Origin of the sequence: Roseburia sp. 499, assembly GCF_001940225.2 — a bacterium.
In the GTDB taxonomy this organism is placed as follows: Bacteria; Bacillota; Clostridia; order Lachnospirales; family Lachnospiraceae; genus Petralouisia.
Window position 1 is genome coordinate 1,705,737 of the sequence record NZ_CP135164.1, and the last position, 13,400, is coordinate 1,719,136.

Below are 13,400 nucleotides of genomic sequence, written 5' to 3' on the forward strand. Positions count from 1 at the left end.
CTCATGAAAAAGAAACTAATATTTATCCTTTGTAGCATTACCGCTGCCGCACTTTTCAGCGGATGCGGTTCGAAGAAATCAGAAAATACACTGACCATATTAAATTATGGAAAATATATTGAACCGGAAGTCATTGAAATGTTTGAAGAAGAAACCGGTATTAAAGTAGACTATGAAGAATACATCACACCCGAAAATATGTATACCAAATACAAAGCAGGTGCTATTGACTACGATTTAATTTGTACTTCCGACTATATGGTAGAAAAGTTAATCAACGAGGGACAGGTTCTGGAAATGAACTATGACAATATTCCTCTTGCACAAAATCTGGATAAGACTTACTTTGACTTCTCTAAGTCCTTTGATCCAGAGAACAAATACTCCCTTCCCTACTTCTTCGGAACGGTAGGAATCCTTTACAATAAGGAAATGGTGGATGAATCTAAGGTAGATTCCTGGGATATTCTATGGGACAAAGACTACGATGGACAAATTATTATGCCGGATTCTGTCCGTGATGCCTTCATGGTAGCCTTAAAACGTTTGGGATATTCCCTCAACACGGCTGATGAAACAGAACTTCGTGAAGCACAACAACTACTTCTGGACCAGAAATCCATGATTTACTCTTATTTGGTAGACGAAGCTCAGGACGAAATGATTGCAGAAAATGCCGCTATGGCGGTAGTTTACTCCGGAGAAGCCGGATTTGCCATGGAGTTCAACGAAAACCTTGCCTTTTCTGTTCCAAAAGAAGGCTCTAATATGTGGATTGACTCCTGGTTTATTCCCAAAACATGCACGAATCAGGAAAATGCAGAAAAGTTCTTAAACTTCTTATGCCGGGAAGATATTGCTATGATGAATTTTGACTACGTTTACTACGCAACACCAAATACAAAGGTAGTAGAACAGTTAGATACCGAATTACAGGAAAACACCACCATCTTTCCACCAAAGGAAATCCTTGACAACTGTGAGGTACTGAAATCACTAGATGATGATACCACTACCCTTTACAGTGAGCTCTGGTTGGAATTAAAAGCCTATTCCGAGTAGTGCATATTCAGTATGCAAATATCATATTTTTCCTTTTTTACTTGTATTCTTTCAATATTCATGGTAAATTAAGCCCACATAGTCCTTGTGGGCTTTTTTCCTGCTTTGCCAGCACAGCGCAGGAGGTCTTATGACATACGAAGTATTTAAACATCATTTATTAGATAAATTAAAGGAAAAATTTCCTTCCGGCACATCTATTACGATTCACCAGATTCCCCATAATAACAATCAGTTAGAAGATGCACTAACAATTTTAGAACCGGAACTTAATATCTCACCTACGATTTATCTAAAGTCCTATTTTCAACAGATAGAAAGAGGATTTCCTATTTCTTCTGTCATTTCAGAGATTTACAGTTATTATCAGGAACATCGTGTCACTCATAATATCGATACGTCCTTTTTTACCTGTTTTGACAATATTCGTTCCCGTATTGTCTACAAATTAGTTCATCAGGAAAAAAATAAGGAACTCCTAAAAGAAGTTCCCTGGATTCCCTATTTGGATCTTGCTATTGTATTCTACTGTCTTTTATCCAAATCTCCTACGGAAAACGCTTCCGTATTGATTCGAAATGAACATCTTTCTTATTGGAATGTCACCGTACACGACCTGTTCACCCTAGCACAAAAGAATACACCATTTCTTTTAAGTTCCTGCTGTGACTCCCTTGCAGAATTACTGCTTCCGGCATTAGAACAACTTCCACTTCAAGAACAAAAGAACACCAAACATGCCTTTTCTTCTACTTCTGCAGTTCCCATGTATGTACTCACCAACCAGCAACGCTTTCTGGGGGCTTGCTGCATCCTTTACGATAATGTCCTAAAGGAAATTGCAGACCGCTTGGACTGCGACTTATATATTCTTCCAAGTAGCATCCATGAAGTAATTTTAATGCCAACTACAGTAACAGAATCTGCATTGGCATTATCCCAAATGGTATGTGACATCAATCAATCCGAAGTTGCCATAGAAGAGGTTTTATCGGACCATATCTACTATTACCATCGCAACACAGATAGCATTACCATGCAATAATTTTTAATCAGTAAGCTTTGCATAGAGATTTTCATACTTTTTCGTTACACTCTGCCAGGAACTGTCCCGCTTCATGCAGCGTTTCATCATAGCACGCCATGCTTTGGGCTGTTCCTGGTAGATTTTAAGGGCATATCGAATAATATACAACATTTCGCCCGCATTGTAATTGCGAAATCCAAAACCGTTTCCCGTTTGCCAGATTTCATTGTAAGGCTCAACCGTATCCTTAAGTCCCCCGGTTTCCCTTACAATAGGCACCGTTCCATAACGCATACTGATTAACTGACTTAATCCACATGGTTCAAACTGGGATGGCATCAAGAACATATCTGCACCTGCATAAATTCGATGAGCCTTATCTTCACTATATCCAATATTTGCAGATACCCGGTCTGGGTATTTCTGTGCAAACCAGGAAAAGTCATGCTGAAACCGCTCTTCTCCGGTTCCAAGTACTACCACCTGTACATGTTCTGTTTGAAGTAGTTCTTCCATCACCGACACCACCAGTTCAAATCCTTTCTGCTGCGTCAGTCTGGATACGATGGCGATAAGACAAGCCTTACTATCCTGCTTCAATCCCATCTCCTTCTGCAAAGCCTTTTTGTCCTTCTTTTTCTCTGCTATATTCCCTACTCCAAACGGATATGGTATATTCTTATCTATCTTTGGATTATACTCCTCTTCATCAATTCCATTGGTAATTCCCAAAAGCTTTTCGGAAACCTCACGCATCACACCCTCCAGTCCCTCACCGCCTTCCGGTGTTTGTATCTCTCTTGCATAGGTTTCACTCACTGTAGTGACCTGATCCGCATAGAGAATTCCGGCCTTTAAAAAATTACTTTCTCCATAAGCTTCCATAGCTCCATAGCGATATTTTTCCGGAATATCTCTGCAATTTTCAATATCGTCAATTCGCCATCTTCCCTGAAACTTCTGGTTATGTATGGTAAGAATTGTCTTTATATTACTGTAAAAAGCGTTTTCATTGTAAAATACCTTTAGAAACAACGGAAGTAACCCAGTCTGCCAGTCATGGCAATGAATCACATCCGGACAGTAATCCATTTGTGGTAATGCTGCCAATACTGCTCTGGAAAAAAATGCAAATTTGTTCACATCTTCGTAAATCTGATTGTAAGGTGCATTTCCTGCAAAATAATACTCATTGTCAATAAAGTAATACGTAATACCAGATTCTTTCATCTTATAGATTCCGATATATTCTTGCTCCCTTGGCATATCTTCATAGAAATGTGTCACTTTCTTCATTTTCTTGCGATACCGCTCCGGTATACACTGATAAAGAGGCATCATGATACTCACCTCATACAATGACTTATCTATATACTTTGGCAATGCTCCCACCACATCTGCCAATCCACCTGTCTTTATAAATGGATTTCCTTCTGATGCTGCAAAAAGTATCTTCTTCATTTGAACCCTCCGGTTAGTAATTATTTTCCTATCTTATATTCTAACCGAATTTTGTCTGCAATTAAAGCTATAAATTCTGAATTTGTTGGTTTTCCTTTTCCATTATGTATGGTATACCCAAACAATTCATCTATAGTATCCATCTTTCCCCTACTCCATGCCACTTCAATTGCATGCCGAATCGCACGTTCCACGCGGCTTGGAGTTGTTTGAAACTTCTTTGCAATACTTGGATACAAAATTTTGGTGATGGAGTTAAGCATTTCCATATCGGTCACAGACATCATTATTGCCTCCCGAAGATACTGATAACCTTTAATATGTGCCGGTACTCCGATTTCATGAATAATATTAGTTACATCATTCTCCAAATTCCGTTCTTCCAGTTTTTCCTTTTTCTCATAAGGATTTACTTTTCTAATCTCTGCATTTTTACGTTTTTCGCTGTCTCGCACATGCTTGATGCGATTAATCACCACATCGCTGTCAAAAGGCTTCATAATATAGTAATCTGCACCCAAATCAAAGGCATCTTCTGTAATTTTTTCCTGCCCAATGGCACTTATCATGATGAATGCCGGATGCTTTTTTATATTTCTGTCATTTTTTATCTTATCCATTACTGCTAAACCATCTAGCTTAGGCATAACAATATCCAACAGAACTACATCCGGTTCCTTCTTTTTTATCATTTCATATGCTTCTTCTCCGTCTTTCGCGGTTCCCACCACATGAAATTCTTCATCACTTCTTACAATATCCCCTAATACTTGCAGCATTCTTTCATTATCATCTGCAATTGCTACATTTAATTTTTCCACGTCATATCCTCCTGTTGCTTTTCATTATAAAACCTCGCAAAACGAGACTATTTGTATTATAGCCGTCTTAAGATTTTACTTCAACGAAAAGATTTCTCACAATTTCGACAGCTCCTCTCTTATTTCTTCATTTTAGCACGAACCATGTCATTTAAAAAGAATTAACCTGCTTTTCTTATTGATAATATCTGTTTCATCTAGTTGGATTTTGTCGAAAAGTGTCGGCAAGTTTTTTATCTTTCATGTTTCATCATCTACCTCGAAATAGCATTGGGTTGCACTAGCCTTTTCCTCCTTGGAAATAGGGGCTTCATTAATTTTATTCAAAATATATTTTGAAAAGCTGTGAAGCTTTAAACCTTTCACTTCATGTATTTTTCTAAACCATGCCATCATTTCCATCATAGTAACATCTTTTCCATAAGTTGTAAGTCTGTCATACATGGATTCTCCATTTATCAAATCCATTTTGATGCTATTGGGAAATTCCGATTTATAATAATGTGGAATAGGAAGACCGCTTTTTACAACCTCTTGTTGAAGCTCAAATTCATAATCAATCCATTCTTTGGGATATCCCTCATTAAAACATTTGTAAGCATATCCATTATACGAAAAAACTTTTGCCACCATTCCTGCACCAATTTCTATTCGTTCCTGTAAAAAGACTTCATATGTATTCATGTGTTGTCTCCTCTTTTCTCTAAAAATTCTGATTTGCCAAATTCTTTATTTTCTGATATATTTTTTCTACTTCCGCTTTATAGACACTCTCTGTCTTAGAGTCAAATAACACCCATTCAACGAGATCAAAACTATTCTCGTTATCCTCTAAAAATCTGCTTACTGTTTTTACTGCAATCTTTGCTGCCAGCTCTACCGGAAAACTATACACTCCGGTGGATATAGACGGAAATGCAATTGTTCTTATCCCATGTTCAAGTGCCAACTGCATAGATTGGAGATAACAACTTGCAAGAAGCTCTTCTTCCTTACTCCTTCCACCATTCCAAATTGGCCCTACCGTATGTATCACATAATCACATGGTAAGTGGTATGCTTTTGTAATCTTTGCCTGTCCTGTTTCACAACCATGAAGAGTTCGACACTCTGCTAAAAGTTCCGGTCCCGCTTCCCTGTGAATAGCACCATCAACTCCACCGCCACCTAAAAGAGAATTATTAGCAGCATTTACAATTGCCTGGACACCTGTAATTTTTGTAATATCACCTTTTACTGTCTTTATTAAATACATCTTATCATCTACCTGCCCTTATTCTTTTTAAATAGTCTCATAAGATTCTCCTTATCTTGCTAAAACCTTCGAAACCAATTTTTCAAAAGACTGTGTAAATTTTTCATCATCCTCATCTGTTCTTTTTCTAGGTCCTTTTATATGGTTCTTTTGAGAGCCCCTTCTTGCCTTCTTATTCAAATGTCTTTCCATTAACATCTGGTCTATATTGTCATTCGTGTACCACTTGCCCGATTGATGAATTGCATACTGTCTACGCTCCGCTTCGGTCGGCTCAAAGCCAAGGTCCACTGGACCTTGTGAGCCCTTTCCCAAGTGCCATTGCTGCTACTCCATAATCCTGAGTAACAACGATGTCTCCTTTATGACAAATACTGATTAATTTATAATCAACTGCGTCTGCTCCTGCACCAACCACAATGACTTCACTGTAATCGGAACTCAAAATGTGATTCGTATCGCAGAGTAATGTTACGGCAATTCCATATTTTTCTGCCACTTCTTCAACAATACGAACCACAGGACATGCGTCTGCATCTACAAAAATCTGCATATAACCATTCCTTTTTATTATTCCATTATATAATATCACATGTCACATTATCGTGACATATAATATTTTTTTAATCCGTTTTTTTAATCAACTAATATTCTATTATCTATAAATTATCATCTGTTCCGCAAATACCCCATATCCCCTAGCTGCATCTTGAACAAATACATGTGTCACAGCACCTATCATCTTCCCATTCTGAATAATTGGACTGCCACTCATTCCCTGCACAATCCCTCCCGTCAACTCCAACAGTTCCGGGTCTGTCACCTCAAAAAGAATTCCTTTATTCAGGTTACTGCCACTATAATCCATCCCTATAATCTCAATGTCATACTCTTTCCTTTCTCCGGATAAATAAGAAACAATTTTGGCCGGTCCCTCCTGTACTTCCTGCTTCATACCAATGGCGCAATATTCTACTCCCTGTAACTGTTCCGGCATTCGCTCCAGTTTTCCGTAAATTCCAACCTCCGTATTTTCCTCTACCGTTCCAAGCTTAAACTGATCCAAATAAGTAATAATCCCTGATACTTCCCCCGGCTTTCCCTTTTCTCCCTTAGTAATTCCTGCTATTTTTGCTTCATATAAAGTTCCTTCTGACATAAGAACTTTAGTTCCTGTATCCATATCGCTTACCTGATGACCTAATGCTCCATAATTTCCGGCACTGTCACAAAAAGTGAGCGTTCCTACACCTGCCAGATCATCTCTAATCCAGATACCCAACTTATATTCATTTCCCCCTGTTTTTACCGGCTCTACTTTTAATTCAATGTACTCTCCATCCCTCAATATTCCAAGCACCACTGACTTTCCTTCACACCCATTAATAGCCTCAATTACATTTTCCTTTGTCTTTACTACCTGTTCATTTATGGTTTTAATATAATCTCCACTTTTCACAATATTGGCTGCCGGTTCGTAATTCATTCCATCCGTTCCTGTTACTGCCCCTGTTCCGATAATCAGCACTCCTTCTGTTTTTACATAAATTCCTACGGGTATTCCGCATGGAACTACACTTTCCTCTTCAATAACCTCTACCGCAACTTCCTTTACCTCAAATATTCCAAAAAGTCGACACACGATAGAATAACTACCACGGTTATCAGATTTCATAGAAAAATCCTTATTCAAGTCTACATGGATTTCTTTTCGTTCTATTGCAGGTGACTGGTTTCCAAATACCTCTAATCCTTCCGCTTCCACTACTCCAGTCATTGGAACATGAAAATTGAAGTTTTCCTCTTCTCCCTGTACCATCCATATTTTATCCGGGACAGACTCCTTCATAATAAAAAAAGAAAACACCAGCAAAAGTCCAAAGCCTCCTAGTATGCTTGTTCTTGCAATCCACTTTTGTATTTTCATGTTTCCACATCCCTTCTTGTTATTCCAATTATATAGAAAAAGGATTTCAGTACTTAACTGAAATCCTTTTTCTAGTATATGAAGTTCTTTCATTTTTAACTCTGGGATTTTTTAACTGATTTCGCCAGTTCTTTCATCTCTCTTGCACTTTCTAAAACAGTATCTGTTACTTTTACACCACCAAGCATTCTTGCCAGTTCTTCTATTGTCTCTTTTTCCTCTAAGCAAACAATATTGGAAACTGTTGACTGATTTACCACATTTTTACTAATTAAAAAATGCTGATCTGCCATAGCTGCAATCTGAGGCAGATGAGTAATACAAATAACCTGATGATTCTTTCCAATCACATTCATTTTCTCTGCTACCATCTGAGCAGTACGTCCACTGATACCGGAATCAATCTCATCAAAAATCAATGTTTCAATCTGATCGCTCTCCGCTAAAACAGTTTTTATTGCCAACATGATACGGCTTAATTCACCGCCGGATGCTACCTTTCCTAAAGGTTTTACCGGTTCTCCCGGATTAGTGGAAATCAAAAACTCTGCATCGTCTGTCCCGTTCGCAGTATAAGAAGATGTGTCCTGAAATGCCATGGTAAATTCCACATCCAGGAAATTCAAATCAATCAATGCTTCTTTTACCTGCTTTGTTAATTCTTTCGCATAACGCTTTCGGATTGCTGATACCTCCTGACAAATTTCCTGTAGTACCTTTTCTGCCTTCTTTTCCCGCTGTGCCAGTTCCTCCAGATAATGCTCATAATCCTTCAGTTGCTGATAGCGCTGTTCTTTTTCCTCTTTTGCCGCTAACACTGCCTCAATGGTTCCACCAAATTTGTCCTTTAAATGATTAACCTCATCCAAACGTTTCTCCGTCTCATAGAAGGTTTCTTCATCAAACTCTCCGTCTGAAATATACGCTGCCAGCTCCCGGTTAAAATCATTCAACAGGCTGTCTATTTCTCCAATCTGTTCTGCAAGCTGTTCCAAGTCACTGTCATATTCCACTACAGATGTAAGTTCCCGCAATGCCCGTCCAATCTGATCTGTAGCATTTCCATCGCCACTAGTCATATTGTGGGCCGCATTCGCTGCTTCCATAATCTTACGACTATTTGCCATCTTTCTATAAGCACTTTCTAATGTCTCATCTTCTCCCGGAATCAGCTGCGCCTCTTCTACTTCATTAATCTCATATTCCAAAAAGGACAATTCCCTTTCTCTCTGGGCATCATCCGTCACCGCTTCCTTCTTTTCTTCTAATATCTTCTGATATTCCTGATAGCGAAGTTTTAATTCTTCCTTTTTCTCTTTTAACTCATCCTTAGCGTATTCATCCAGAATCTCCAAATGCTTCTTCTTTTGAAGTAATGACTGATGCTCATGCTGTCCATGAATATCAATCAACAACGCAGCCACTGCCTTCATGCAGGAAGCCGATACTGTCTCAGAGTTAATCTTTCCAACACTCCTTGAAGCAGTAATCTTTCTTGACATGATAATTTCTCCATTTTCCGGAAAAATATCCATCTCTTTTAATACGTTTAATTGTTCTTGATTTTCTACTCTGAAAATCAACTCTACCAACGCATATTCTGCGTTTTCCCGCAGCATTTCTTTGGGAACCTTTTCTCCCAAAGCAAGATTAATGGAGCCTATGATAATAGATTTTCCAGCTCCTGTTTCACCGGAAAGAATATTTAATCCCGGTCCAAATTCTACCTCTGCTTCTTCAATTAATGCGAGGTTTTTTACATGCAGACTTACTAACATATCCGTTCTCCTTCTGCTCTCTCATTTACAACGGCTTAAAAATCAGTATCTTACATTTAATTATCTATGATTTTTCTTAATCTTTTCATCAAATTTTCTGTATCTTCTACTGTTCGTACTGCACACATAATAGTATCATCACCTGCAATACTTCCCACAATTTCATGACAATCCATAGCATCCAGAGCCGCTGCAACCGCCATAGCCATACCTGATACCGTCTTTATCACTAAAATATTTTGCGCCATATCCATAGAAGAAAAGCCATCCTTAAATACTCGAATGTACTTCTCACTCATATCCACATGATTTTCGCTAAGTGCTACATACTTCTGTCTTCCTCCGGTTCCACTTGCTACCTTAGTAAGCTTAAGTTCCCGTATATCTCTTGATATAGTTGCTTGTGTTACCGCAAATCCTTCCTTCTCCAAGCGGTCCGATAATTCCTCCTGGGTTTCAATATTATACTTCCTTATAAGTTCCAAAATCTTTGCCTGACGTTTTGATTTCATATATCCTCCTTCTCACTATCCGGTATATCCTTGCAATTTCTTTCCCAGACGTTCTAGAAAACTTAACTTGCTTAGTTTCAAAATCCCTGTTCGAGTTCCTGCCTTTTTCACTACAATTTTCTCTCCAACAGTAAGAATTCCTACATGCTCCCCGTCAAAGCTGACCTCTGCCTTTTCATCATTTTCTATTCTTCTTGGAGCCACCTCTACAGTAATCTCAGCATCTGCTCCAAGTACAATACTTTTGGCATTCAACGTATGAGGACTAATTGGTGTTATCAATATTAATTCCGCTCTCGGATCCACAATCGGTCCTCCTGCCGACATATTATAAGCAGTAGAGCCGGTAGGTGTTGCTATAATAATACCATCTGCACTGTATGTATTGAGATATTCTCCATTGACAGAAATAATAAAATCCGCCACTTGAAGAACTCCCGAACGATGAATTACAATATCATTTAATGCAACCTGCTGTCCTGACTGCCCTGTTTTATTCACCAGATACCCAGTCAAAAGCATACGTTCTTCTACCGAATAGCCTTTGCCCTCCATGAGAATTTCCAGCCCATTCATAACATTTTTTCCATCCAGTTCGCACAGATAGCCTACATGCCCGGTGTTTACTCCAATCAGAGGAATATTCCGTTCTGCCATATCCCGAGCAACCCGAAGTAGGGTTCCATCTCCACCAACTACCAGAATACATTCTGTTTCCTTTGGTATTTCTACTGCATCATACTCTTGATTTATCTGATAACCACAGTTTCCACCATGCTCCGCAATATACTTTTGCATCTGCTTTGTTAGTACCAATTCCTTATCTTTTTGTGGATTTACAATAATGTAAAAATGCTTCATTCTCTTATGCCAGTGTGCTGTGCGCCTGTGCTACTACAGCCTTTATGTCTACCGGCCCCTCCTGACTCTCCATGCCCTTTTGAATGTATACAAGATACTCTATGTTACCTTCCGGTCCCTTAATCGGGGAAAACTCCAGATTCTTTATTCCAAAACCAATTTCTTGTGCAAAGGAAATCACCTTTTCAATTACTTCTTCATGCACCTTTGAATCTCTTACTACTCCTTTTTTTCCAACCTTTTCCTTCCCCGCTTCAAACTGCGGTTTAATCAAGCATACCATCTCACCTTGCTCCGTTAACAATTCCTTTGCTGCCGGAAGCACTTTGGTAAGAGAAATAAAAGATACATCTACCGATGCAAAATCTAAAATATCATCAATATCCTCCGGTGTTACATAGCGGATATTTGTTTTTTCCATACATACCACACGTTCATCCTGTCTTAATTTCCAGGCAAACTGTCCATATCCCACATCGACTGCATATACTTTTTTTGCTCCATTTTGAAGCATACAATCTGTAAAACCTCCTGTAGAGGCGCCAATATCCATGCAAATCTTGTCTTCAAGGGAAATACCAAAGTTCGCCATTGCTTTTTCTAACTTAAGTCCACCACGGCTTACATACTTAAGTGTATTTCCTCTTACTTCTATTTCTACTTTATCATCAAAGGAAGTTCCTGCCTTGTCTTCCCGCTGTCCTGCTACGAACACATTTCCTTCCATAATCATGACCTTTGCTTTCTCTCGCGAAGGTGCCAGTCCACGCTGTACCAGCAATACATCCAATCTTTCTTTCATGCTATAACCTTTCCCGTATTTTAGCATATTCCGCTACAATTTTTTTCACTATGGATTCTTTATCAATACCGACTTCTTTTCTTAAAATCTCCACATTACCATGTTCTACATATTCATCCGGAATAGCAATGTTAATGACTTTCATTTGAGACTCTTTTGAATCTCTTTCATTCATATATCGTACCACATGTTCACCAAATCCGCCACTTATTACATTTTCTTCCATCGTAACCAACAGTTCATGTTCATGTGTTAATTCTTCTAACACTTTTGTATCTAATGGCTTTACAAACCTTGCATTAATGAGCGAACATTGATAACCCATACTTTTTAAAATCTCTCTTACTTCAACAGCTGTTTTCACCATACTACCAACTGCCAGAAGTGCAATCTGACTTTCCTGCCTAATCACTTCACTTTTCCCAAACGTAATAGGAGCACGAAATTCCTTTAAACCGTCATAGGCTTCTCCTCTCGGATAACGTATGGAAATAGGATGCTGATATTTCACTGCAAATTTCACCATATCCGAAAGTTCCCATTTATTCTTAGGTGCCATAATTGTCATATTGGGAATCGTTGACAGGTAGGATAAATCAAAAATTCCTTGATGTGTTTCACCATCACTTCCTACCAATCCTGCCCGGTCTATGGCAAACACTACGGGCAAATCCTGAATACAGACATCATGTAGAATCTGGTCATACGCTCTTTGCAAAAAAGAGGAATAAATGGCTACAATCGGCTTTAACCCTGCGGCTGCAAGGCCGGCAGCGAATGTTACTGCATGTTCTTCTGCAATTCCCACATCAAAGAAACGCTCCGGGAACATATTGTGAAACCGTTTTAATCCAGTTCCATCCCCCATAGCTGCTGTTATCGCAACTACCTTTTCATCCCTGTCACCGAGTTTTCGCATAACAGTAGAAAATATATCTGTATAATTTGCTACTGTCCTTGGATTTGCCGGAAGACCCGTTTCAATTTCAAATGGTTGTGCTCCATGGAATCTTGCCGGATGGCGTTCCGCCGGAAGGTATCCCTTGCCCTTGCGCGTCATAACATGCACTACAACGGCACCATCTACCTTGACCGCTTCTTTAAAAATCCGAAGCATTGCAGGAATATCATGACCATCCACAGGCCCCAAATAGGTAATTCCCATATCTTCAAATATCATGCCCGGAATAAACAATTGTTTTATACCACTCTTTGTTCGACGTATCTGAGAAACCATGCGCTCCCCATATACAGGAATCTTACTAAGAGAATTGGTTACTCCTGTTTTCAAATCCTTATATGCATCTGTAGTACGTAAATTTCCAAGATGCCTGGAAAGTCCACCCACATTTTCTGAAATAGACATATTGTTATCATTCAATACGATAATAAAATTACTTTTCATACGGGAAGCATTATTCAACGCTTCATATGCCATTCCTCCTGTCAGTGCTCCATCTCCGATTACAGATATTACATGATAGTCCTCTCCAGTCAATTCTCTTGCCTCTGCATAGCCAAGTCCTGCTGAAATGGAAGTGGAACTATGCCCGGTATCAAAGCTGTCACACTCACTTTCCTGACGCTTAGGGAAGCCACTCATGCCACCATATTTTCGCAGTTCATCGAATCCTGCCTTTCGCCCTGTCAACAATTTATGAGTATAAGACTGATGTCCCACATCCCAGATAATCTTGTCTTCCGGCAGTTCAAACGCCAGATGCAATGCCATAGTAAGTTCCACTACGCCAAGGTTTGATGCCAGATGCCCACCATTCTCTGCAATTTTATGAATGAGGAAATCACGTATTTCATCTGCAAGAACAGGTAATTCTGCATTTGTCAGCTTTTTTATATCATTAGGCTTATTTATTTTTTCTAATACCATGAAGAA

At 39.0% G+C, this 13,400-nt stretch carries 12 protein-coding genes and 1 pseudogene; 2 read left to right on the top strand and 11 right to left on the bottom strand.

Features of this window, described 5'->3' with window-relative positions:
• The first annotated feature begins 3 nt into the window (after window positions 1-3).
• Window positions 4-1,062: an ABC transporter substrate-binding protein gene (locus BIV20_RS08505; protein ID WP_075719994.1), complete on the top strand. Its 1,059-nt coding sequence runs from the start codon at window positions 4-6 to the stop codon at window positions 1,060-1,062.
• 130 nt (window positions 1,063-1,192) lie between these two features.
• The gene (locus BIV20_RS08510; RefSeq protein WP_075719996.1) at window positions 1,193-2,107 is read left to right on the top strand and encodes a DUF5688 family protein; all 915 of its coding nucleotides are present in this window, start codon (window positions 1,193-1,195) and stop codon (window positions 2,105-2,107) included.
• Window positions 2,108-2,110: 3 nt separating this feature from the next.
• Here the strand turns inward: BIV20_RS08510 and glgA are convergent, their stop codons facing one another.
• From glgA to dxs, 11 genes and pseudogenes are all read right to left on the bottom strand, one after another.
• The gene (gene glgA / locus BIV20_RS08515) at window positions 2,111-3,550 is read right to left on the bottom strand and encodes a glycogen synthase GlgA (protein ID WP_075719998.1); all 1,440 of its coding nucleotides are present in this window, start codon (window positions 3,548-3,550) and stop codon (window positions 2,111-2,113) included.
• Window positions 3,551-3,570: 20 nt separating this feature from the next.
• Window positions 3,571-4,371: a sporulation transcription factor Spo0A gene (gene spo0A / locus BIV20_RS08520; RefSeq protein WP_075720000.1), complete on the bottom strand. Its 801-nt coding sequence runs from the start codon at window positions 4,369-4,371 to the stop codon at window positions 3,571-3,573.
• Between the two features lie 240 nt (window positions 4,372-4,611).
• Window positions 4,612-5,055, bottom strand: a complete 444-nt coding sequence (locus BIV20_RS08525; protein ID WP_075720002.1) for a hypothetical protein — start codon at window positions 5,053-5,055, stop codon at window positions 4,612-4,614.
• A 19-nt stretch (window positions 5,056-5,074) separates the two neighbouring features.
• The gene (locus tag BIV20_RS08530; protein ID WP_075720004.1) at window positions 5,075-5,626 is read right to left on the bottom strand and encodes an O-acetyl-ADP-ribose deacetylase; all 552 of its coding nucleotides are present in this window, start codon (window positions 5,624-5,626) and stop codon (window positions 5,075-5,077) included.
• Between the two features lie 51 nt (window positions 5,627-5,677).
• A pseudogene (locus BIV20_RS16680) lies at window positions 5,678-6,179 on the bottom strand (DUF188 domain-containing protein).
• A 102-nt stretch (window positions 6,180-6,281) separates the two neighbouring features.
• Window positions 6,282-7,553, bottom strand: coding sequence for a SpoIVB peptidase (gene spoIVB / locus BIV20_RS08545; protein WP_075720090.1), 1,272 nt, complete (start codon window positions 7,551-7,553; stop codon window positions 6,282-6,284).
• A 95-nt stretch (window positions 7,554-7,648) separates the two neighbouring features.
• Window positions 7,649-9,331 carry a DNA repair protein RecN gene (recN, locus tag BIV20_RS08550; RefSeq protein ID WP_075720006.1) on the bottom strand — a complete coding sequence of 561 codons (1,683 nt, stop codon included), beginning with the start codon at window positions 9,329-9,331 and terminating at the stop codon, window positions 7,649-7,651.
• A 56-nt stretch (window positions 9,332-9,387) separates the two neighbouring features.
• Window positions 9,388-9,843: an arginine repressor gene (gene argR / locus BIV20_RS08555; protein WP_075720008.1), complete on the bottom strand. Its 456-nt coding sequence runs from the start codon at window positions 9,841-9,843 to the stop codon at window positions 9,388-9,390.
• A 15-nt stretch (window positions 9,844-9,858) separates the two neighbouring features.
• Entirely contained in the window at window positions 9,859-10,704 is an 846-nt protein-coding gene (locus BIV20_RS08560) for an NAD(+)/NADH kinase (RefSeq protein WP_075720010.1), read from the bottom strand.
• Window positions 10,705-10,708: 4 nt separating this feature from the next.
• Window positions 10,709-11,506, bottom strand: coding sequence for a TlyA family RNA methyltransferase (locus BIV20_RS08565; RefSeq protein ID WP_075720012.1), 798 nt, complete (start codon window positions 11,504-11,506; stop codon window positions 10,709-10,711).
• Between the two features lies 1 nt (window position 11,507).
• The gene (gene dxs / locus BIV20_RS08570) at window positions 11,508-13,394 is read right to left on the bottom strand and encodes a 1-deoxy-D-xylulose-5-phosphate synthase (protein ID WP_075720014.1); all 1,887 of its coding nucleotides are present in this window, start codon (window positions 13,392-13,394) and stop codon (window positions 11,508-11,510) included.
• Window positions 13,395-13,400: the final 6 nt, after the last annotated feature.